Source organism: Kurthia massiliensis (assembly GCF_000285555.1).
Classification (GTDB): Bacteria; Bacillota; Bacilli; order Bacillales_A; family Planococcaceae; genus Kurthia; species Kurthia massiliensis.
The window spans coordinates 261,661-283,012 of record NZ_HE610999.1; the positions used below are offsets into that span (position 1 = coordinate 261,661).

Annotated in this window: 22 protein-coding genes; 13 read left to right on the forward strand and 9 right to left on the reverse strand. The window is 40.9% G+C overall.

Features of this window, described 5'->3' with window-relative positions:
- Positions 1 to 22: 22 nt before the first annotated feature.
- Together KMHG_RS18435 and KMHG_RS10940 are read right to left on the reverse strand one after the other, a co-directional pair.
- Positions 23 to 1,678, reverse strand: a complete 1,656-nt coding sequence (locus KMHG_RS18435) for a HAMP domain-containing sensor histidine kinase (RefSeq protein WP_010289497.1) — start codon at positions 1,676 to 1,678, stop codon at positions 23 to 25.
- Positions 1,675 to 2,373 (reverse strand): response regulator transcription factor, encoded by a 699-nt coding sequence (locus KMHG_RS10940; protein WP_010289498.1) that lies wholly within the window; start codon positions 2,371 to 2,373, stop codon positions 1,675 to 1,677. Before KMHG_RS10940 ends, KMHG_RS18435 begins: the two co-directional genes overlap by 4 nt.
- Positions 2,374 to 2,510: 137 nt before the next feature.
- On the opposite strand from KMHG_RS10940, the gene KMHG_RS10945 reads away from it, so the two are divergent.
- A complete protein-coding gene (locus tag KMHG_RS10945; RefSeq protein WP_010289499.1) occupies positions 2,511 to 3,197 on the forward strand; it encodes an ABC transporter permease in 687 nt (228 codons plus the stop codon).
- The gene (locus KMHG_RS10950; protein ID WP_010289500.1) at positions 3,197 to 4,099 is read left to right on the forward strand and encodes an ABC transporter ATP-binding protein; all 903 of its coding nucleotides are present in this window, start codon (positions 3,197 to 3,199) and stop codon (positions 4,097 to 4,099) included. The genes KMHG_RS10945 and KMHG_RS10950 overlap by 1 nt, the downstream gene beginning before the upstream one ends.
- 34 nt (positions 4,100 to 4,133) lie before the next feature.
- On the opposite strand, the gene rsgA is transcribed toward KMHG_RS10950, so the two are convergent.
- Positions 4,134 to 5,183, reverse strand: a complete 1,050-nt coding sequence (rsgA, locus tag KMHG_RS10955) for a ribosome small subunit-dependent GTPase A (RefSeq protein ID WP_010289501.1) — start codon at positions 5,181 to 5,183, stop codon at positions 4,134 to 4,136.
- Positions 5,184 to 5,507: 324 nt separating this feature from the next.
- On the opposite strand from rsgA, the gene KMHG_RS10960 reads away from it, so the two are divergent.
- From KMHG_RS10960 to KMHG_RS18440, 9 genes are all read left to right on the forward strand, one after another.
- On the forward strand, positions 5,508 to 6,125 hold the full coding sequence (locus KMHG_RS10960; protein ID WP_010289502.1) for a TetR/AcrR family transcriptional regulator: 618 nt from the start codon (positions 5,508 to 5,510) through the stop codon (positions 6,123 to 6,125).
- A gap of 52 nt (positions 6,126 to 6,177) precedes the next feature.
- Positions 6,178 to 7,320 carry an acyl-CoA dehydrogenase family protein gene (locus tag KMHG_RS10965; protein ID WP_010289503.1) on the forward strand — a complete coding sequence of 381 codons (1,143 nt, stop codon included), beginning with the start codon at positions 6,178 to 6,180 and terminating at the stop codon, positions 7,318 to 7,320.
- Positions 7,321 to 7,337: 17 nt separating this feature from the next.
- Positions 7,338 to 8,972, forward strand: coding sequence for an AMP-binding protein (locus tag KMHG_RS10970; protein WP_187116281.1), 1,635 nt, complete (start codon positions 7,338 to 7,340; stop codon positions 8,970 to 8,972).
- A gap of 1 nt (position 8,973) precedes the next feature.
- A complete protein-coding gene (locus tag KMHG_RS10975) occupies positions 8,974 to 10,320 on the forward strand; it encodes an acetyl-CoA carboxylase biotin carboxylase subunit (RefSeq protein ID WP_010289506.1) in 1,347 nt (448 codons plus the stop codon).
- Positions 10,317 to 10,526, forward strand: coding sequence for an acetyl-CoA carboxylase biotin carboxyl carrier protein subunit (locus KMHG_RS10980; protein WP_010289508.1), 210 nt, complete (start codon positions 10,317 to 10,319; stop codon positions 10,524 to 10,526). Before KMHG_RS10975 ends, KMHG_RS10980 begins: the two co-directional genes overlap by 4 nt.
- 9 nt (positions 10,527 to 10,535) lie before the next feature.
- Positions 10,536 to 11,438 (forward strand): hydroxymethylglutaryl-CoA lyase, encoded by a 903-nt coding sequence (locus KMHG_RS10985; protein ID WP_010289510.1) that lies wholly within the window; start codon positions 10,536 to 10,538, stop codon positions 11,436 to 11,438.
- Positions 11,435 to 12,211 carry an enoyl-CoA hydratase gene (locus tag KMHG_RS10990; protein WP_010289512.1) on the forward strand — a complete coding sequence of 259 codons (777 nt, stop codon included), beginning with the start codon at positions 11,435 to 11,437 and terminating at the stop codon, positions 12,209 to 12,211. Before KMHG_RS10985 ends, KMHG_RS10990 begins: the two co-directional genes overlap by 4 nt.
- Positions 12,212 to 12,223: 12 nt before the next feature.
- Positions 12,224 to 13,765: an acyl-CoA carboxylase subunit beta gene (locus KMHG_RS10995; RefSeq protein ID WP_010289513.1), complete on the forward strand. Its 1,542-nt coding sequence runs from the start codon at positions 12,224 to 12,226 to the stop codon at positions 13,763 to 13,765.
- 64 nt (positions 13,766 to 13,829) lie between these two features.
- Positions 13,830 to 15,245, forward strand: coding sequence for a transglycosylase SLT domain-containing protein (locus KMHG_RS18440; RefSeq protein WP_010289514.1), 1,416 nt, complete (start codon positions 13,830 to 13,832; stop codon positions 15,243 to 15,245).
- Positions 15,246 to 15,348: 103 nt separating this feature from the next.
- On the opposite strand, the gene KMHG_RS11005 is transcribed toward KMHG_RS18440, so the two are convergent.
- Entirely contained in the window at positions 15,349 to 15,855 is a 507-nt protein-coding gene (locus KMHG_RS11005; protein ID WP_010289515.1) for a GNAT family N-acetyltransferase, read from the reverse strand.
- A 25-nt stretch (positions 15,856 to 15,880) separates the two neighbouring features.
- Positions 15,881 to 16,165: a hypothetical protein gene (locus tag KMHG_RS11010; RefSeq protein WP_010289516.1), complete on the reverse strand. Its 285-nt coding sequence runs from the start codon at positions 16,163 to 16,165 to the stop codon at positions 15,881 to 15,883.
- Positions 16,166 to 16,296: 131 nt separating this feature from the next.
- Between KMHG_RS11010 and KMHG_RS11015 the strand changes: the two genes are divergently transcribed.
- Positions 16,297 to 17,133 carry an aldo/keto reductase gene (locus KMHG_RS11015; RefSeq protein ID WP_010289517.1) on the forward strand — a complete coding sequence of 279 codons (837 nt, stop codon included), beginning with the start codon at positions 16,297 to 16,299 and terminating at the stop codon, positions 17,131 to 17,133.
- A 44-nt stretch (positions 17,134 to 17,177) separates the two neighbouring features.
- On the opposite strand, the gene chrA is transcribed toward KMHG_RS11015, so the two are convergent.
- The 4 genes from chrA to KMHG_RS11035 form a co-directional block, all read right to left on the reverse strand.
- Positions 17,178 to 17,720 carry a chromate efflux transporter ChrA gene (chrA, locus tag KMHG_RS11020; protein WP_010289520.1) on the reverse strand — a complete coding sequence of 181 codons (543 nt, stop codon included), beginning with the start codon at positions 17,718 to 17,720 and terminating at the stop codon, positions 17,178 to 17,180.
- Positions 17,717 to 18,283, reverse strand: a complete 567-nt coding sequence (gene chrB / locus KMHG_RS11025; RefSeq protein ID WP_010289523.1) for a chromate efflux transporter ChrB — start codon at positions 18,281 to 18,283, stop codon at positions 17,717 to 17,719. Before chrB ends, chrA begins: the two co-directional genes overlap by 4 nt.
- Positions 18,284 to 18,293: 10 nt before the next feature.
- Positions 18,294 to 18,755 (reverse strand): chromate efflux transcriptional regulator ChrS, encoded by a 462-nt coding sequence (chrS, locus tag KMHG_RS11030; protein WP_010289524.1) that lies wholly within the window; start codon positions 18,753 to 18,755, stop codon positions 18,294 to 18,296.
- A 960-nt stretch (positions 18,756 to 19,715) separates the two neighbouring features.
- Positions 19,716 to 20,681 carry an NAD(P)H-dependent flavin oxidoreductase gene (locus tag KMHG_RS11035; protein WP_010289525.1) on the reverse strand — a complete coding sequence of 322 codons (966 nt, stop codon included), beginning with the start codon at positions 20,679 to 20,681 and terminating at the stop codon, positions 19,716 to 19,718.
- A gap of 308 nt (positions 20,682 to 20,989) precedes the next feature.
- On the opposite strand from KMHG_RS11035, the gene KMHG_RS11040 reads away from it, so the two are divergent.
- Entirely contained in the window at positions 20,990 to 21,247 is a 258-nt protein-coding gene (locus tag KMHG_RS11040; protein ID WP_010289526.1) for a GlsB/YeaQ/YmgE family stress response membrane protein, read from the forward strand.
- Positions 21,248 to 21,352: the final 105 nt, after the last annotated feature.

The following is a 21,352-nucleotide window of genomic DNA, read 5'->3' on the forward strand; positions in this document are numbered from 1 at the left end:
TTCAAATTTGTTGTTGGAGTGCTTATGAAAAAGTACTTTCCATCGCTAGTGTAATGATAATGGTCGTCCCAATGTTAATATCACTTTGCGCAACGATATATCCCCCATGCAATTTTACGAGCTGTTCGGTAATGGCCATGCCGAGACCGGTACCTTCACTTTGCTCAGTCGTTGTCGTTCCACGATAATAGCGGTTAAACAATTGAGCGACGGTTTGTTCATCCATACCGATGCCGTTATCTTTAAAAATGATTTGCAGTTGCTGTGCGACAACTGTTGTTTCAATCGCAATGATTGTCCCAGGTGGATTATGTTTCATCGCGTTAATTAATAAATTGTCAATTACGCGTTGAAAAAGTACAGGATCGATTTGCACGTAAAGTGTTGGGTGTGATGTATGAAAATCAAACGTATACTGTTCAGCTTCTGCCGTGCCCATCCAATGAATCAGTTTGCGACGCAACCACTCGTTTATTTCGACTTGCTCTCTTTGTAAAGGAACGCGCGCATTTTTTAAGCGGTAAGTTAATGTTAAATCATCGATTAGCTCTTTCATATAAGTTGCTTTATCGTCCATCACTTCTAAAAATTGCTGCTGCTCTTTCGGCGTCCATTCATGTGTTGAACGCATCATTTTCGTATAGCCGATAATTGTAGAAAGGGGAGTCTTTAAATCGTGGGATAAGCCGCTAATCCACTCCTCGCGCATTTTATCCATTTGGTGACGTTCGGCATCGTGCTTTTTCAATTCATCGATCATATGCTCCATCGTCACAATCATATCTTTATACAATTTAAAACGTTGACGCACACGCCCTTTTTTCGTACGGAACAATGGTTGCTGTTTTTTATTAAGCGGGAGGTCATAGTTTTTCTGACCGATTTGTCGAATCCATTCCATGAGTAACATCAGTGGGTTGGCAAATTTTCGTGTGTAAAAATAAATGAAAACGATAAAACAACAAAGAGAAATCAGCCCTAAAATGATAATAGGCGACAACATCCGCTTCAATACTTTTAAAATGTCATCATCGATGTTTTTTGTCGCTACGATTAGTTGCTTACCCGTTGCTTCATCTGTATAACGAGCTACTGTATATTGATGACGGTAGTAAAGTGCTTCAACGGTCGCATCTTTTTTTGCAACGTTTCGTGTGTCGAGCACGTGCCCGTTTTTATCTACGTAATAAATCCGCTGTTTACTATCAATTTGTGGCAGCGTTGCAGATTGCCAATTGATGTGTTGAATCATTTCATCGAGTGTAATGGCGCTTTCATTCTTTTTTCCAACAATTACATAAGATTGAATACTGTCGCCAAGTGTAACAGATTCCATATTGTAAAAAATAGTATCGTCCTTCAATAGCGTATCGTATGCTTTCGGAGCATCTTTGGGTACGTTATAAGCTGTTTTTAAGTGATAATTTTTGTCATACACGAGTAGCCAAACGTTTTGTGTGCGCACGGCTTTTTTTAATGCATCATCAATTTCGTAGTGGGCATTAATATGATAGTCGTAAGAAAAATCGTCAATTGTGAGTAAATCACTTGATAAATCTTCGTCCGAGACAATTTTGCCAAAAATTAAGACGAGGGCGAATAGTAAAATACCAAGCAAAATACAGAGCGTAATAAATTGAGTTAAAAATTGAAAGGCGAATCGGCGTTGTACTTTCATTCGCTTACGCCAGGGACGAATTTATAGCCAAGCCCACGAACTGTAATGATACGCGTAGGATGACTCGGGTCGTCTTCAATTTTTTGACGTAATTTGCGAATGTGTACCATGACGGTATTGTCTTCGCCTAAATAAGCTTCTTGCCATACTTGTTCATATAGTTGCGCTTTCGTGAACAGTTGATTTGGGTGTTGACAGAAAAAGAGCAGCAATTGATACACTTGCGCGGGCAATTCAATACGTTTGTTTTTAAAGTAAACCTCACCAGAAGTCATTTGAATTGTTAATGATGGAAATGTCAGCGTCGTTTGGATTGGCGTCACTTTTTGAATACGACGAAGCTGTGCTTTAATACGCGCTACGACTTCTAAAGGATTGAACGGTTTTGTAATGTAGTCATCGCCACCGAGCGCAAAGCCCGACAATTTGTCTAAGTCAGAAGAGCGCGCTGTGACGAAGAAAATAGGCGCATCTGTCAGTTGTCGCAATTGCGGACAAATATCAAACCCGCTCTGACCGGGTAGCATGACATCTAATAAAATTAAGTCATACGTTTGGTTTTGGCATTGCGTTAATGCCATTTCAGCAGAGGTCGCTGTATCAATATGTGTAAAGCCTTCTTTATGTAAAATCGTCTCAAGCATCGTTAAAATAGCCATTTCATCGTCGACGAGCAGTAATTTTTGTTGTGTCATAGTAGTCACCTCTTCCATATTGTAGCACGGTTCTTTTTAGTCATTCGGAAAATTAAGGAAATGTTAAGGTAATGTTTCATTTCACATAAGATTCATTCGTTATACTAAGATTATCAACTATTGAAGGAGAGAATCGTATGTTAGCAATTGCAAAACAAGAATTTTGGCAACTGACGAAAAATATTAAATCAATCGTCATGATCGCACTCTTATTATTAGCATCTTATTATTTCGCACGAAACGGCCAAACATTTGCCGAAATTATTGGGATGGGCGCTGAAAATGATAACGCGCTATATGCGACTGGTTTAATGATGATGGTTTTATTTACAGGTCCGTTGTTCGTCATGGCATTATCACATGACATTATTAATCGTGAAATATCTTCTCGCACGATTCGTTTTTTATTAACGCGTACGTCTGCAGATCGTATCGTATGGGGGAAATTTATCGGCGTCTGCGCATTTTGGCTATTTTGTATCGTCTTAGCGGTTGCTGTTATCGCCATTACATCACACACATTTAGTCCACTTATTTTTGCGACTATTTTATGCTTATTAATCAGTGAAATTACGATTGCCTTTGTCGTTTCCATTGTGATCACGAAGCCAAGAATGTCTATGTTTATCGGCATTGTCATCGGTATTGCGTTCCCAATTGTTTCATATGCTGTAGAGTTAACGGATAAATGGTGGGGGAAATTACGCTACGTAAGCCCGATGCATTACATACAAAATGACAACTGGGAAATGATTGCATTGCCACTTGTTTCAGTCGTCATTATTTTCGCAGCCGTTCAACTATTTAAACGAGGTGAATACTAATGCTACAAGTGCAACAACTAACAAAAAACTATGGCAAAAAGCGCGTGTTGAAGTCGATTGATTTAACGGTTCAACAAGGAGAAATATTCGGTTTTCTCGGTCGTAATGGCGCTGGTAAATCAACATTTATTAATATTTTGACAGGGTTAGCAAAGCAAACGTCTGGAACGGTCACATTTTTTAACGGTCAAACGTTAACGAATGATGTGAACAAGAAAATTGGTGTCCTGCCGGATTACTCTATGTTTTATCCGCATTTAACAGCGCTCGAACATTTACGCTATTTCTCAGCAGTAAGTGGTGAAAAAGTGTCTAAAGCACATGCAAAAGATATGTTGGCGCGCGTTGGTTTAGCAAAAGATGTTCATACGAAAGTGAGCAAATTTTCTTTTGGGATGAAAAAGAAATTAGGATTTGCGCAGGCGATTATCCACGATCCACAACTGATTTTCTTAGATGAGCCGACATCAGGTGTTGATGCAGAATCAGCTATCGTATTACAAACGTTAATGCGTGACTTACAACATCGCGGAAAAACGATTTTTTTAACGTCACATAATTTAGCGGAAATTGAAAAATTATGTGATCGTATCGCTATTTTAAAAGATGGTGTCATTACGAAAGTAGGTACGATTGATGAGCTGAAAACGAATGATACAGATGCTTTATACGTGCAAATTAAACATGGTAAAGTACCAGAAGATTGCATCGTTCAACTTTCTAAATACACTGAAATTGTGAAACATACGGAGCAATTTACGACGTTACACATTCGCGACGAAAAACAAAACGCTGAAATACTAAAAATATTACATGCGCATCATGTCGACGTTTATCGCGTTGAAATGTCTGAAAAAACGTTAGAAGAAATATTTATCGATGAAGAACGAAAAAGAGCATAATAAAAAGCTTGCGATCATTCGCAAGCTTTTTTTGTTATCGGTAATGTGCTTTTAATTGCTTCGATATTTTTTTCAAACGGCGTTTTGCGGCCAATTGTTCTTGTGCTTTCGTTTTACGCTCGATAAACGCGACCTCTTTTTGTAATTTAACATAATTACGAAGTCGTGCTGCTTCAAGTTGCCCGTTCTCTATCGCTTGGCGTACGGCACAGCCTGGTTCTTGATGATGTGTACAATCGCGGAAACGACACGATGCAGCGAACGTTTCAATATCGTCAAAACCTGTATTTAAACTTTCTTGTTCCGTCCAAATGTGTAACTCGCGCATACCTGGCGTATCAATAAAGCATGCGCCATTTGGCAATTGAATCAACGCGCGGTGTGTCGTCGTATGGCGACCTTTTGCGTCATCGGCTCGAATGTCCGCCACTTTCATCGTTTCTTCTCCGAGTAATGCGTTCGTTAAAGATGATTTTCCGGCGCCTGATGATCCGATAATTGCTGCTGTTTTACCAGTTGATACGTGCTGACGCAATGTTTCGATGCCTTCACCAGTGATAGCACTTGTGACGATACAATCAATGCCCATTGCAACGTCTGTTAGTTGTTGCATATAAAACGGGATATCGTCGCACATATCAGCTTTCGTCAGTACGATCATTGGCACAGCGCCCGATTCCCAAGCGGCAACGACGTATCGTTCTAAGCGACGGACGTTAAAGTCTTCATTTAAACTCATCGCTAGTAAAATGATATCAATATTTGCAGCAACGACTTGTTGCTCTATTTCACGACCAGCTGCTTTACGTGTAAAAACAGATTTTCGCGTCAGCAATTGATGAATGGCGCATTTTTCCTCGCCGGGCATTTGTTCTACAAGCACCCAGTCTCCAATTGCTGGATAGTCGATCGCATGATGTGTATGAAAAGCATAGCTACCGCTGACCGTTGCGAGCCATTCGAAATCTTCTCCACATACGCGGTACATATGTTTATGTTGTTCGGTAATACGGGCTGGTCGCCATGTTGTTTGTTGTAATTGTTGTTCAAAAAATGTTGAAAATCCTAATGTTTGTAATGTCAATGTCGTTCACTCCTTATATTTGCGTACAAAAAAACCTATGCCTGAGCCGCAGCTCGTTCATAGGTTCGCAAAAAAGAGCGCACTACTACATTAGTAGACACTGTGAAGATGCTTCTCTATGAACGCGCATAGCGGCTTACGGCTAAAAACAATCGCATATACATTTGTCATAGTGAACACCTTCTTCCGTTTTGTAAGTTACGTTTACTATACGTGATGAAAAATAAAAAGTCAAATTCGAAGAAAATACTTGCATAAAGCAGAAATATTTTGTTAAATATAGGTAATCCATATCGTGAGGCAGGTGATGGAGGGGGTGGCGAAATGAATAAACGCTCGATTAAAGAGCGAATAGTTGAAGCGGCACTTGATTTATTTCAACAAGAAGGTTACCACGGTGTGAGCGTCGAGCAAATCGTCGCAGCCGCTGAAACGTCTAAAGGCGGGTTTTATCACCATTTTAAATCAAAAGGGGACTTGTTGTATGAAATACATGATGTGTTCATTTCGTATATATTGACGGAAACGACACGTGAAATTGCAAAATATGACTCTTCGCTTGATCAAATGAATGCGATGTTGAGCACATGTTTACACGCGTTTAGTATTTATCAGCGACATATTACTGTATTTTACGAAGAAAGCGTTTACCTTTCACAGGAGCATGAAGCGGTTATCGAGTCTAAACGTAATTTGTACCAACAAAATTTAGAAAATATTTTAAAGTCGGGCCAGGCGCAAGGGGTGTTTCGACAAGAGCTGTCGGTCAAAATGACAGCGTTGTTGATTAGCGGCACGATTAACTGGACGTACAGATGGTTTAAAGTAGATGGTAAGCTTACGATGAAAGAAATTACGAAATATTTCAATGATGTGTTACTACGTGGTGTCATGACGGAATTTGGGTATCAAGAGGCAATTCAAAAACAATATTTACTGTAGCATTTTGGCGCAATCAGACCGACTAGTCGGTTCTAAACAGGGAGGTAGCAATATGAATTTTGAATTAACGAAAGAGCAACAAATGATCCGCAACATGGTGAGAGACTTTGCACAAGCGGAAATTGCACCGCACGCAAGAGAACTAGACAAAACGCATTCATTTAGAAAAGAAAGCTTTGAACGCATGGGTGAGCTTGGACTATTAGGTATCCCCTTCCCAGAAGAGTACGGCGGTGCAGGTGGCGACACGATTTCTTACGCTTTAGCAGTAGAAGAAATTGGACGTGCGTGCGGCGGGACAGGTTTATCGTACGCAGCAGCCGTTAGCTTAGGCGCAACACCGTTCTACAACTTCGGTACAGAAGAACAAAAACAAGAATACCTCGTGCCACTTGCACAAGGGAAAACGCTTGGGGCATTCGGTTTAACTGAGCCAAACGCCGGGTCAGATGCCGGTGGTACACAGACGAAAGCCGTATTAGAGGGCGATGAATGGGTTATTAACGGCGAAAAGCAATGGATTACGAATGCGGAGTACTCGCGTCAAATCGTTGTTACAGCGGTAACAGGTAAAGATGAACGCGGTAAAAATATTATTACAGCGATTATCGTTCCGACAGACACACCAGGCGTTAAAATCCGTTCGGACTATGACAAGATGGGTGTTCGCGCTTCGAATACGTGTGAAATTATTTTAGATAACGTACGTGTACCGAAAGAAAATGTGCTTGGCGATGAGAAAAAAGGTTTCGGCCAATTTTTAAATACGTTAGATGGTGGTCGTATTTCGATTGCGGCATTATCAGTCGGTATTGCACAGTCGGCATTTGATAAAGCGTTGAAATATGCACAAGAGCGTCAACAATTCGGGAAGCCGATTTCAAAACTACAAGCGATTCAATTTAAATTAGCAGACATGGCGATGGAAATTGAATTGGCGCGTAATATGGTGCATAAAGCAGCATGGTTAAAAGATAACGGCAAACCATTTAAATTAGAAGCAGCTTATGCGAAATTATTTGCGTCAGAAATGGGCTTTAGAACATGTAACCAAGCGATTCAAATTCACGGTGGTTACGGTTACATGGAAGAATATGATGTTGAGCGTCATTTACGTGATATTAAATTAATGGAAATCGGTGAAGGTACGTCAGAAATTCAACGTGTTGTCATTTCAAGAAACTTAGGCTGTTAACAACTTAATAAGGAGGCATGTGTGTGGCACAACTAATCGCACAAACTATTGGTAAATTTTTAGAGGAGCGCGTACAACAGTTTCCGGACAATGAAGCGTTAGTATATGCAGATCGAGATTTAAGATGGAGCTATCGAGATTTTAACAACCATGCGAATGAAGTTGCGAAAGCGTTAATGGCAATTGGACTTGAAAAGGGCGAACATTTCGCTGTATGGACGACGAATGTTCCTGAATGGCCTGGGCTACAATTTGGCTCTGGCAAAATGGGTTCGGCACTCGTCACGATTAATACGAATTATCGCGCGATGGAACTGGAGTATATTTTACAGCAGTCTGATGCACGTGCAATTATTTTAATCGACCAAGTAAAAGACCATTCATTTATTGATACGTTATATGAAGTGTGTCCAGAGTTAAAAGATGCGACACCAGGACAATTAAAGAGTGAAACATTACCGCAGCTACATACGGTCGTTGTCATCGGAGAAAAGGATTATCCTGGTACGTACAATTACGAACAATTTTTAGCATTAGCCGAAAATGTAAGTGATGAAGCATTAGCAGAACGTCATAGTAGCTTAACGCCAGATGATGTTATCAATTTACAATACACATCTGGTACGACAGGCTTTCCAAAAGGCGTCATGTTAACGCATCGGAATTTAACGAACAATGCGTTGAATATCGCTGAATGTATGAAGCTCACAAATAAAGACAGATTGTGTATTCCAGTGCCATTTTTCCACTGTTTCGGTTGCGTTATCGGTACGCTCACAATCGTGTCAGCGGGTGGAACGATGGTGCCGATTCAAGATTACAATCCTGAAGTCGTGCTCCAAACGGTACAAAAAGAAAAATGTACGGCACTTCACGGTGTACCGACGATGTTTATTAGTGAACTTAATTTACCGAATATTCAAGAATTTGATTTATCGTCGTTGCGTACTGGTGTAATGGCAGGTTCGACGTGTCCAATCGAAGTAATGAAAGATGTCATTGACGTCTTAGGAATTAAAGATATTACGATTTGCTACGGTCAAACGGAGTCATCACCAGTATTGACACAGACGCGTACAGAAGACAACATTACACGCAAAGTAGAAACGGTCGGTCGTGCGCTTCCAAATACGGAAGTAAAAGTAGTAGCACCTGGTACGAATGAAGAGCTACCACGTGGTGTGCAAGGTGAAATCGTCGCACGTGGCTATTGTGTGATGAAGGGCTATTACAAAAATCAAGATGCAACAGCTGAAGCGATTGATCAAGATGGCTGGTTGCATACAGGAGACCTCGGCACGATGGATGAAGATGGTTACTTAAAAGTGACAGGTCGTTTGAAAGATATGATCATTCGCGGCGGAGAAAACATTTATCCACGTGAAATTGAAGAGTTTTTATATAGTCATCCACAAATTTTAGACGTGCAAGTCGTCGGTGTGCCAGATCCGAAATACGGGGAAGAATTGGCCGCATGGATTATTCCGAAAGACTCATCGCTTGATGAAGCGGACATTCGCGCATATTGTACAGGCAAAATTTCGCGTCATAAAATTCCACGACATATTTTATTCGTAGAAGAATATCCGATGACAGCCTCTGGTAAAATTCAAAAATTTAAATTGCGTGAAGCGTTTATAGAGGAGGGATAGCATGTTTCAAAAGATTTTAATCGCAAACCGTGGTGAAATCGCACGTCGCGTCATTCGCACTTGTGACAAACTCGGCATTCAAACGGTTGCGATTTATTCAACAGCCGATGCAGATAGTTTACATGTACGCGATGCAAGCGAATCGTATGCAGTCGGTGAAGCACAAGTAAATCAAAGTTATTTAAACGTTGACGCAATTATTGATGTTGCAAAACGTTCAGGCGCGGAAGCTATTCATCCAGGATACGGTTTGCTTTCTGAAAATGCGGATTTTGCACGTGCAGTCGAAGCGGCTGGTCTTACGTGGATCGGTCCGAAACCAGAAGTCATTGAAGAAATGGGCAGCAAGTTAGCGGCGAGACAACGAATGGAAGATGCGGGCGTGCCGATTATTAAAGGTACGAATAATGCAGTTGCAGATGTAGATGAAGCAGCGCGTATTGCTGGGGACATCGGTTATCCTGTGATGTTAAAAGCATCTGCAGGCGGTGGTGGTATCGGTATGCAAGCGGTACATGACGAAGAAGCCCTTCGCAAAGCATTTGATGGCAACCAACAACGCGCCGCAAACTTTTTTGGAGATGGCACGATGTTTGTCGAACAACTCATTGAAGCGCCACATCACGTGGAAGTGCAAGTGTTAGCAGATACGCATGGCAATGTTATTCCAGTGTTTGAACGTGAATGCTCGGTGCAACGTCGTAATCAAAAAGTTGTCGAAGAAGCACCATCACCATTTATTTCGCCAGAAACACGTGAACAAATGCTTGATGCAGCGGTTGCCGCAGCACAGGCCATTAACTATACGAATGCAGGGACGATTGAGTTTTTAGTCGATGCTTCGCAAAACTTTTACTTTTTAGAAATGAATACGCGCTTACAAGTAGAGCATCCGATTACTGAAGAAATTTCAGGGTTGGATCTCGTCGAGTGGCAATTGAAAGTCGCAAGCGGTGAAACGTTAACTGTGAAGCGTGAAGATTTAACAATTAATGGTCATGCAATTGAAGTGCGTATTTACGCAGAAGACCCGGTGAAGTTTTTCCCATCACCAGGAACGATTCAAACGTTTTCGATTCCAGAAGGTGAAGGTATTCGCCATGAGCTAAGCGTTGAAGCTGGCAGTGTCGTCACACCGTTTTACGACCCGATGATTGCAAAACTTGTTACGCACGGTGATACACGTGACGTAGCGATTGAACGAATGACTGACGCGCTTGATCAATACGAAGTGACAGGTATTAAAACGAATATTCCATTGTTACGAAAAATAATGGCACACCCCGTTTTCAAAAGTGGTGTCACAACGACAAAATTTATTGATGAATATAAGGAGGAATTAAAATGATGATTAAATCAGAGATGGCAGGTACAGTGTGGAAAGTGTTAGTAAAAGAAGGCGACACAGTAGAAGAAGGTCAAGAAGTCGTAATCTTAGAATCAATGAAGATGGAGATTCCTGTAGAAGCAGAGGAGTCAGGCACTGTGAAGCGCGTCATCGTAAGTGAAGGTGACTTTATCGAGTTGGATGCAGATTTAGTTGAAGTAGAGTAGGTGACGTCGATGTTGCCAAACAATGTGCGTTTGAAAGAAGTTGGACCGCGAGATGGGTTACAAAATGAAAAGGCATTGATTGATACGGCGGATAAAGTTGCACTCGTCAATCAATTAAGTGAAACAGGCCTCGATTATATTGAAGTAACAAGCTTCGTTCATCCGAAATGGATTCCGCAACTTGCAGATGCAGTTGATGTGTTAACGCAAATTGACCGCAAACCAGGGGTAACGTATGCAGCGCTCGTGCCGAATATGAAAGGACTTGCGCGCGCCCTTGAAGCAAATGTTGATGAAGTAAGCGTCTTTATGTCTGCATCAGAAGGGCATAATCGCGAAAACATTAACAAATCGATTGCAGAAACATTTCCGGTATTAAGAGAAGTTGTCGAAGCAGCGAAAGCAGCTGGCAAAACGGTGCGTGGATATGTATCGACAGTGATTGCTTGTCCATATGATGGCTATACGAAGCCTGAGCAAGTTAAATATGTGGCAGATCATTTATTTGAAATGGGCGTTGATGAAATTTCGCTTGGCGATACGATTGGGGTAGCAGTGCCACCCCAAGTAGAAACATTATTAGATGAACTGATGAAACATTACGCGCCTGAAAAATTGGCGATGCATTTTCATGATACACATGGGACGGCACTAGCGAATATTGTTGCGAGTTTACCGTATGGTATTACGACATTTGATAGTGCGATTGGTGGTCTCGGTGGTTGTCCTTATGCGAAAGGTGCATCTGGGAATGTGGCGACAGAAGACGTTTTATATTTGTTACATTCAATGGGCATCGAAACAGGTGTTAATCTCGATCAAATGATGAAAGCGTCTCAATTTATGGAGCAAAAAATCAATCGTCAACTGACATCGAAACAAATGGCGATTTTCAGAGGTGAACAGTCATGACGCTCGTACAGTTAGAAATCAAAGATCGGTTAGCAATTATTACGCTAAACCGTCCAGAGGCAGCGAATGCGATGTCGCGTGCGATGTTACAAGCATATATTGAAGTGCTAGAGCAAGTCGCTCACGATCGTTCGATTCGCGTTGTGTTATTAACAGGTGCTGGTGAAAAAGTATTTTGTGCCGGTGCAGACTTAAAAGAACGTCAGCAAATGGACGAAGTGATGACGAAAAAGACGATTGCATTAATTGGTGAAGCCATCACGAAAACGGAGCAATTGCCACAACCGGTTATTGCAATGATGAACGGTATGGCACTTGGTGGTGGGCTAGAGCTAGCACTCGCTTGTGATATTCGTGTCGCGGCGACGACAGCGAAGCTCGGTTTGACAGAAACATCGCTCGGCATTATTCCAGGAGCAGGTGGTACGCAGCGTCTACCTCGTCTCATCGGAACAGGTCGTGCAAAAGAACTCATTTATACTGCGCGTCGTATTACGGCGGAAGAAGCGGTACAACTCGGTCTTGTCGAGCACATTTACATTCAAGAATTGCTTCGAGAAGAAACGGAGAAGTTGGCGCTTGAAATTGCAGAAAATGCGCCACTGGCATTAATTCAGGCGAAACGTGCCATTCAACAAGGCATGCAGACGGACTTAAAAACAGGTATCGACATTGAGCGTCTCGCATATGAACGTTTATTGCAGACGGAAGATCGACTAGAAGGACTGGCAGCGTTTAAAGAAAAACGTGCGCCACAATACGAAGGCAAGTAGGGAGGAACGAACATGACGGAAAATACGTATACGGAAAAATCGTACCGAGATTATAAAGAAGATATCGTTGCAGGTGGTGCACCGAAATATCACGAGAAAAATAGTGCGCAAGGTAAATTATTCGTCCGCGATCGTTTAAAGCGTTTGTTTGATGATGAGTTTCTTGTAGAAGACGGTGCTTTTGCGAATGTACTAGCAGGCGATTTACCAGCAGATGGCGTTGTCACAGGGATTGGTAAAATTCATGGTCGTACCGTTTGTGTCATGGCAAATGACTCGACGGTAAAAGCGGGTTCTTGGGGGAAACGTACAGTTGAGAAAATTTTACGTATTCAAGAAACGGCTGAAAAACTGGAAGTACCACTCCTTTATTTAGTCGATTCAGCAGGCGCACGTATTACCGATCAAATTGAGATGTTCCCAGGCCGTCGTGGTGCCGGTCGCATTTTCTATAATCAAGTAAAATTATCGGGTCGCATTCCACAAATTTGTTTACTATTCGGTCCATCTGCAGCAGGTGGTGCGTACATTCCGGCCTTTTGCGATATTGTCGTCATGGTTGAGAAAAACGCGTCGATGTACTTAGGTTCGCCACGTATGGCTGAAAAAGTAATCGGTGAACACGTAGATTTAGAAACGATGGGCGGGGCAAAAATGCATTGTAGCGTTTCAGGCTGTGGTGATGTTTTAGCGAAAACAGAAGAAGAAGCGATTGACTACGCGCGTCGCTACTTAACATACTTCCCGCAAAACTTCCGTGAAAAGCCAGCATTACAAGCACCGGAAGAGCCGACGCCAGCAGAAAAAACGCTTGCGGAAATTATTCCTGAAAATCAAAATGCGGCGTTTAACATGCATCATTTAATTGAACGTGTTATTGACCACGGCTCATTTTGTGAAATTAAGAAATTGTTCGCAAAAGAACTAATTACAGGTCTTGCACGTATTAATGGGCAAGCGGTCGGTATTATCGCGAACCAACCGAAAGCAAAAGGTGGCGTCTTATTCCATGATTCAGCGGATAAGGCGGCAAAATTCATTAACTTATGTGATGCGTTCCACATTCCACTTATTTTCTTATCTGACGTACCTGGCTTTATGATCGGTACACAAGTGGAGCGTCAAGGGATTATTCGCCACGGTGCGAAAATGATCTTTGCGATGAGTGAGGCGACGGTGCCAAAATTATCGGTTATCGTACGTAAAGCATATGGCGCGGGTCTATATGCGATGGCAGGTCCAGCATTTGAGCCAGATGCATGTATCGCGTTAACGACAGCGCAAATTGCCGTAATGGGACCAGAAGCGGCTATCAACGCTGTATATGCGAATAAAATTGCGGCGTTGCCAGAGTCAGAACGCCCAGCCTTTATCGCGCAAAAAACAGAAGAATATCGTGAAGAAATCGACGTATATCGTTTAGCTTCTGAACTTGTTGTCGATGACGTGATCGAACCAAATGAGCTACGTCAGGCGCTTGTTGAGCGTTTAGAAGTATATAAAACGAAAAAATTAACATTTACAGAGCGAAAACATGGTGTTAATCCAGTATAATAAAAGTAACAAATGAAGCAGCCCTTGCAATGAGGGCTGTTTTTTTTAGGAGGATTTCAGGGGAATGAAGAAAACATTAGGGGCATTTACACTTATCGCTGCACTTACAATACCAACGATGGCACAAGCGGCACAAAATCCATCTTCGCCGACGATTAACAAAATGTTAACGGATACTGCGAAAAAATATAATATACCACCAGAAGTATTAAAAGGTGTGGCGATGCAGGAGAGTGGCTGGCGTCAATTTGATGAAAAAGGTACACCACTTGTAGCTGAAGATAACGGTATCGGCATTATGCAAGTAACGACGAAGCAATCCAATATTTCTGATGATTCGTTGAAAAATGATATCGCTGCGAATATTGAAGAAGGCGCGCTCATTTTAAATACGATGTATAACCGTAGCAGTACGCCTAAAGTAACTGGAGACCGTCAAGACATTGAAGATTGGTTTTTTGCAGTTATCGCTTATAACGGTATGGTGCCTAGCAATAGTCCAGTCGTTCAACAAACAGGGGCATTAAATGAAAAAAGCTACGGTCAAAAAGTGTACGGTAAAATTTATCGCCAAGACTTTTCAAATACTGGCCAACATCGCGTAACAGCGGAAAATAAAGATGTGCAACTGATGGATATTTTAAATATTCGTCCGACTAATGTTACGTACTACGAAAATCCAGCTAAAATGGTATTTCAAAAATCAACGTTTGAACCGACGAGTCGTGTGACACGTTCAAACTACGCCTTAAAAGTAAAAGATCGTGTGCTTATGACTGCCAAAGGTGTTAAGCTACGTACGAAGCCATCAACGGTTAACAGTGCAGAGGTCACAAAATTAGCACAATATGAACGTGTGACAATTACGGGGCCTTATGTTTTTGATACGCAACAACCAAATAACCGCTTCGTTTGGTATCCTGTCCAAACGTCATCAGGTCAAAAAGGCTACATCGCTTCAGCTTATATGCAGCATACATATCCAATGATTGAAACGCGTAATGTGACAATGTATGCAGGTGAAAATGTCACATCTTATGTACGTGCTATTGATGCCGAAGATGGTGACGTATCAAAATATGTAACAGCTAACTTTAACAGTGGAACACCCGGTGTTTACGACGTACCGGTAACGGTCCGCGATAGCTCAGCGAAGACGACGATAGAAACAATCCACGTGACAGTGAAGCCTGCAGTTGTCATTGCAAAACCAAAAGTGAAAGCTTTAAAGGCACTAGGCGGTAAAAAAGTAAAAGTGACAATTGCGCCAGTAAAAGGTGCTGTTCGTTACGATATTCAATACGCAACGAACAAAAACATGAAAAATGCGAAAACGGTGAAAACAACAGCAACATCAAAAACATTAACAAAACTAACGAAGAAAAAACGTTATTACGTACGTGTTCGCGCGTACGTCACAGTCAATGGTAAGGCGAAAGCTGGTGCATATGGCGCTGTAAAAACAATCGTCGCTAAATAAAGACAAGGCGTATGCATGAAGCATACGCCTTTTTTAGTATGTAAAAATGTAAACAAATAAACGTATTTACACAAAAAGAGCGCTATGACAGCGCCCTAGCCCTCTATGAAGTTAAAAAACAAATCATTTGAAGCTCATTTAAATACTTGCCATCTGGCATTTTCATTACTTTTGGGTCTGGACATAAAATCTCAAAGCCCATTCGTTCATACAACTTAATAGCCGGTACCATCGTATCAACGACTGATAGACGAAGTTGTTCAAGTTCATCGTTTTGTCGGGCGTCGTTGACGATTCGTTCAAACATCGCTTTACTATAACCTTTTCCTCGGTGCTCAGGTGCTAAATACACACCGACGATTTGCGCAATATGTTTCATTTTCTCATGTCCATTTTGTACGACTGTTGTAACGCCGACGAGTTCATGATTGTCGAACACACCGTAAGTTTTTGAAAGTGCGTCCGCTAACATTTCCTCGTATGTGTCTACATCTTTTTGGCGTTCTTCTTCGTACGTTGGTAAAAATGATTCAGGTTCCTCTTTTACAGCGCGGTGCCGAATCGCTAAGTAATTACTTGCATCATCTTTTGTTAATATACGAATATCCATGAAAACGCCCCCCCTTGTTCAATTACTATTCTTTACCCATTTTGGAAGGGGATGAAAAGGCATCTTTTTGTAAATCGACATTTAATAATTGTTCTTTCGTCGGTGCTTGTTGAATGTCGCGTTGTAATTCTAAGCGCATTTTTTCTGTTTCCATTTTGTAGTTGTCATATTTCAATTGTTCTAATTTGATTTGCTCACGCATCATTTCAATTTCAAGTTTTTTCGTTTTCTCTCGACTTTTAATCATTCTTTCCGCTAAGCTTGCTGCCGCTGTAATAGCGACGATCACGACAATAGCAATCCAAAACATATTGATGCCCCCTTTTTGTTCGTACGTAATATACGAAATACAATATAAAAAGTTTCAATATTCACAAAAATTTAAAGTGTTGTTTACGCACACTTATTTGAGGTAAACATTACATTAAAGGGAGTGATGACATGTCAGTAGAAACGAAAACGTTAGCAGATGGTCACAAAATACCAGTCATTGGATTTGGGACTGTTTTTATGAAAGGTGAAGCAGCCGCAGAAGGTGTTGCTTCAGCGATTCAGCATGGCTATCGATTGATTGATACAGCTATTCGTTACGACAATGAAGGTGCAGTCGGAGAGGGGATTCGTCGGTCAAATGTGCCGCGCGAAGAACTTTTCGTCACATCGAAATTACGTGCCCAATATTATGACCGAAAAGTCGGTTACGAAATGATTGAAGAATCGTTGTTCCGTATGGGGCTCGATTATTTAGACTTATATTTACTACATTGGCCAAATCCGAAGCAAGACAAGTATGTAGAAGCATGGCAGACTTTAATTGAGGCGCAAAAAGAAGGACTTGTGCGCTCCATCGGTGTTTGTAACTTTATGCCTGAACATTTAAATCGTTTAGAAGAAGAAACGGGCGTGCTACCAGTCGTCAATCAAATTGAGTTGCACCCGTACTTTTCACAAGAAGAGATGCGTGCTTATAACGAATCGAAACAAATTGTGACCGAATCGTGGAGTCCATTAAGCCGCGGACGTACCGTTATTTATGATGAAACGCTTCAAAAAATTGCGGCGCATAAAAATAAAACGATTGGTCAAATTATTTTACGTTGGCATTATCAAATTGGTGCGGTCGCGATTCCGAAAGCAGCGTCCGAAAAACATCAGCTTGAAAATTTAGCGATTTTTGATTTTTCATTAACAGACGAAGAAATGGCATTGATCAATGCATTGACGCAAGATAATGGTCGCATTGATAACCAAGATCCACGTGAATATGAAGAATTTTAATAAAAAAACCGTATCACCTTATGTCAGGTGGTACGGTTTTTTGTTTACATAAAGCGTGGTAGCACGATACCACCGTATAAAAATGCGCCGATAATGACGAAAGCAGGGTGATATTTTTTCACTTGGAGCGCCCAATATGCAGCCGCGCCGATTAATAAAAATTGTAAGATGCCGATTTTTTCAAATGATTCAGATGATAATTGCCACATAATGACTGCCATCATGACCGCTAAAATTGGTTGAATCAATGTCGTCATGCCTTTAATAATTGGAGAATCACGATGTTTTTGGAGTACTTTCATTAAAATAATGACGAGGAAAACGGTCGGTGCAATCGTCGCAAATAAAGCAACAACGACGCCTAACATACCGTACGTATCATAGCCGACAAACGCCGCAATCTTTGTTGCTATCGGCCCAGGTAGTGCATTGCCGAGCGCCAGCATATTTGAAAAAGCTTCATTATCGAGCCATTTATAATGTTTCACGATTTGGTCATACATAAGTGGAATCGAAGAAGGACCGCCACCGTAACCTAAAATATTTGCAATGAAAAAGCCGAGAAATAATTGCCAAAGTACGATCATTTTGCAGCCCCCTTTTGACGACGGAAAATTTTAAAGTGTACGCTACCGTATAGTAAAAATAGTAATACAGCGATACCGGAATGAATGTGTAGCACTTGTAGTAAGACAAATGCAATCGCGATAAAAATAATACTGAGGACGATGCCGATCCCTTTAATCGATTTTTGTGTAAATTGGAGTGCCATTTCTAGCAACATGACGACAACGACTGGCACAACTGCCGCAATCATGCCCATCACAACTTTTGAACCGCTAAGCCAGCCGACGAGAGACAATAACGCAATCATCATAATCGCACTTGGCACAATATGACAAAGCACGCCCCAAATCGCGCCGAATACACCACCTAAACGATAGCCGATATAACCAGCCATTTTCGTCGCAATTGGTCCAGGTAAGGCATTTGCAATGGCAAGTGTTTCGCTAAATTCGTCGTCGCTCATCCACTTATAATTTTTTACTGCTTCATGTCGAAAAAGCGGCATTACCGAAGGCCCACCGCCAAAACCGAAAATACCGGAGCGCAACATGCCGAGTGCAAGCTGTTTCATCTCTGTTTTCATCTAATTCCCCCTATAACTTCATACCGATACGGCTTTTATAACGTTTAATTAAAATTTGACTATCAACGCTCATAATCCCCGGAAGCGGATAAAGGCGTTGTTCTAAAAATAATTCCATATCTTGATTGTTTTTGAACAAGCCATGCATATGCAATTTACTCGGACCGGTCATATGGTAAAGACTTGAGACGTTCGGATCTTCCGCTAACGTATCTGCTACTTGTTGCAAATATTTTGGCGCCACTTCTACGTTGAAAAATGCGGATACTTGTAAGCCCATTTTTTCGGGATTAATGACTGCGGAGAAACGTTCAATCACACCTTGCTCCATTAAATGTTGGACACGTGCCTGTACAGCAACACGCGATAAATTAACGGCTTTTGATAAATCTGTGTAAGACATGCGCCCATCTTCATTGAGAAGTGCAACAATTTTGGTGTCGATATCGTCTAGTAAAACTTTTTCTTTCATAATATAAAACCTCCTCTTTGCATTGCTTATATAAGTATTTTCAACAAAATGTCTATTAATATTGCCTATTTGTGACAAATTGTTTGTTAGATAATTCATATTGTACACGAAATGAAGATGTCGGTGATTGAAAATTGGTAAAAAATGCATTTTGTCTTAAATTAAATAAATTCATATTTTTGGTCTATACAAAAAGTAAGAAAATTATATAAAAAATGAACGTTTCGTATATATAAATGTGTATTTACAACTAAAAAGATATATGTGATAGGGAACTGACCTAAAGAATTGAGACAACATAAAAAGAGAAAGACACTTTCAAGGTACAAAAACTTTGGAGGTGTTTTTTGATGGGCAAAAAACAAGTATATTCGTATGAAACAAAATAAAAGCGATTGAAATGAAATTAGCACAAGTGCCAATGAAAGAAATGAAGGAGGTATGTGGGATTAAAAATGAAACCCAAATCTATCAGTAGGTGAAATGCTTTAAAGATGGGGAGTTGCATCGATTAGAATAGCCAATTGGCAAGCAATATAGCTATAGTAAAGGACCTTATGAAGAAGGCATGAGTGAGATGGAACTGTATTGTAAAACCGAAAAAGTATCATCATAAACCAGTAACTGCCGCAATTGTGGCAGAAAACGTATTAAACAGGGATTTTACAGTGAGACGCCAGCTTAAAGTGCAAAACATTTTATTTTGAAGGACTTTTGAGAACAACAAATGAGGTTGTCGTTCAAACCTTTCAAGCATACATCAACTACTATCATAATACTTGAATTTTGGCAAAGTTAAACCACCTTTCTCCAGTACAGTACCGGAAAAAGATGGTTCAACAAAAATTTGACGGCGACTCCTAGGGGAAAAGCATCCGTCAAATTCAGCTAAAAAGAAGTGTCTTTTTCACTGTCTCACTTTTGTGGGTCAGTTCCAGTTCGACGATGTCTCTTTTCTGATTATTTATGAATGACTTCAAATGTTTTCGATGATAAACGTTGTTGTGCTGATTCGTATTCGCGGAATAATTGGTCGACGTATTCACGTACGGGTTGTACGTCTTTAATCGCACCGATGCCTTGACCGCTGCCCCAAATATCTTTCCAAGCTTTTGCGTTTGCGTTCGCAAAGCTCATTTTTGAAGGGTCGCTTTCTGCTAAGTTGTTCGGATCAAGTCCTGCATTTTCAATAGAAGGTTTTAAGTAGTTGCCATGAACGCCTGTAAACAAATTGCTATAAACGATGTCATCAGCGTTACTATCGACAATCATTTGTTTATAGCCTTCTACCGCATTTGCCTCTTCTGTCGCAATAAATGGTGAACCGATATACGCATAGTCAGCACCCATTGCCTGTGCGGCTAAAATTGACTGACCGGTTGCGATTGAGCCAGATAGCGCAAGCGGGCCATCAAACCATTCACGAATTTCTTGCACGAGTGCAAACGGACTTAATGCACCTGCGTGACCACCTGCTCCAGCAGCGACGGCAATTAAGCCGTCTGCTCCTTTTTCAATCGCTTTTTTGGCGAAGCGGTTGTTGATGACATCGTGTAAACATAGCCCACCGTAACTATGGGCAGCATCAAAAATTTCTGGGCGCGCACCGAGTGATGAAATAATAATCGGCACTTTATATTTAACGCACAGTTCCATATCGTGCTCTAAACGGTCGTTCGTATTGTGAACAATTTGATTAATCGCAAACGGTGCTGCGGGGCGATCGGGATTTTTCGCATTATAACTTGCTAGTTCTTCCGTAATTTCCGCGAGCCATTCGTCTAACAATTCTTTCGGACGTGCATTTAGCGCTGGCATTGACCCAACAATCCCTGCTTTACATTGTTCGATAACTAATTTTGGCGTGCTAATAATAAACATCGGTGAACCGATGACAGGTAAACGTAAATTTGCAATTGCCGTCATAAAATCGCCTCCAAGGTTACAGTGTTACATTTACTATACTGTATTTTTTTGTAAAAAAATATAAGCAATATGTAGGAGATTTTAAGCGTAAAGCATTATTTTCTTCGTTTTTTGAGCATATTTTATATATTTCTAAAAATAGAATAGGACTAAGAAAAGAACATTATGAAAATAATGTGACAAAAGGGTACAAAAGACCTGTTAGAAATGAAAACAACAGGGAATATAAAAATTAGAACTTGTTATTGTCATACATTCATGAGGGCATGACGATAAAAATATGATGTTATAGAAAGGAGAAATGCACAATGCTAAGCTTTATTTGGTATATCATTATTGGTGGTATTTTAGGTTGGCTCGGAGGTCTTATTTTAGGGAAAGATATTCCAGGTGGTGTCATCGGTAACATTATTGCCGGTATTATTGGTGCGTTCATCGGTGGTTCATTATTAGGCCACTGGGGTCCGAAAGTAAGTGACTTCTATATCTTCCCAACATTATTAGGTACGATTATTTTAATCTTAATTGTTGGTTTCATTATGAAAGCACTTGGTAAAGGTAAATAGTTGTATCTACATTTATAGCCATGTTATACTACAAATAATTAAAAGGTACGTTATGGAGGAGTCTGTCACATTAGGGAAATTATGCCCTTCTGTGACGGACTTTTT

Coding starts and splice junctions, on each gene's coding strand:
- KMHG_RS18440 (WP_010289514.1), top strand. CDS start 13,830: ATGAAGAAAACATTAGGGGCATTTACACTTATCGCTGCACTTACAATA.
- KMHG_RS10945 (WP_010289499.1), top strand. CDS start 2,511: ATGTTAGCAATTGCAAAACAAGAATTTTGGCAACTGACGAAAAATATT.
- chrS (WP_010289524.1), bottom strand. CDS start 18,755: ATGAAAGAAAAAGTTTTACTAGACGATATCGACACCAAAATTGTTGCA.
- KMHG_RS11010 (WP_010289516.1), bottom strand. CDS start 16,165: ATGTTTTGGATTGCTATTGTCGTGATCGTCGCTATTACAGCGGCAGCA.
- KMHG_RS10980 (WP_010289508.1), top strand. CDS start 10,317: ATGATGATTAAATCAGAGATGGCAGGTACAGTGTGGAAAGTGTTAGTA.
- KMHG_RS18435 (WP_010289497.1), bottom strand. CDS start 1,678: ATGAAAGTACAACGCCGATTCGCCTTTCAATTTTTAACTCAATTTATT.
- KMHG_RS10965 (WP_010289503.1), top strand. CDS start 6,178: ATGAATTTTGAATTAACGAAAGAGCAACAAATGATCCGCAACATGGTG.
- KMHG_RS10990 (WP_010289512.1), top strand. CDS start 11,435: ATGACGCTCGTACAGTTAGAAATCAAAGATCGGTTAGCAATTATTACG.
- KMHG_RS11005 (WP_010289515.1), bottom strand. CDS start 15,855: ATGGATATTCGTATATTAACAAAAGATGATGCAAGTAATTACTTAGCG.
- KMHG_RS10960 (WP_010289502.1), top strand. CDS start 5,508: ATGAATAAACGCTCGATTAAAGAGCGAATAGTTGAAGCGGCACTTGAT.
- chrA (WP_010289520.1), bottom strand. CDS start 17,720: ATGATCGTACTTTGGCAATTATTTCTCGGCTTTTTCATTGCAAATATT.
- KMHG_RS10995 (WP_010289513.1), top strand. CDS start 12,224: ATGACGGAAAATACGTATACGGAAAAATCGTACCGAGATTATAAAGAA.
- KMHG_RS10950 (WP_010289500.1), top strand. CDS start 3,197: ATGCTACAAGTGCAACAACTAACAAAAAACTATGGCAAAAAGCGCGTG.
- KMHG_RS11015 (WP_010289517.1), top strand. CDS start 16,297: ATGTCAGTAGAAACGAAAACGTTAGCAGATGGTCACAAAATACCAGTC.
- chrB (WP_010289523.1), bottom strand. CDS start 18,283: ATGAAAACAGAGATGAAACAGCTTGCACTCGGCATGTTGCGCTCCGGT.
- KMHG_RS10940 (WP_010289498.1), bottom strand. CDS start 2,373: ATGACACAACAAAAATTACTGCTCGTCGACGATGAAATGGCTATTTTA.
- KMHG_RS10970 (WP_187116281.1), top strand. CDS start 7,338: ATGTGTGTGGCACAACTAATCGCACAAACTATTGGTAAATTTTTAGAG.
- KMHG_RS10975 (WP_010289506.1), top strand. CDS start 8,974: ATGTTTCAAAAGATTTTAATCGCAAACCGTGGTGAAATCGCACGTCGC.
- KMHG_RS11040 (WP_010289526.1), top strand. CDS start 20,990: ATGCTAAGCTTTATTTGGTATATCATTATTGGTGGTATTTTAGGTTGG.
- KMHG_RS10985 (WP_010289510.1), top strand. CDS start 10,536: ATGTTGCCAAACAATGTGCGTTTGAAAGAAGTTGGACCGCGAGATGGG.
- KMHG_RS11035 (WP_010289525.1), bottom strand. CDS start 20,681: ATGACGGCAATTGCAAATTTACGTTTACCTGTCATCGGTTCACCGATG.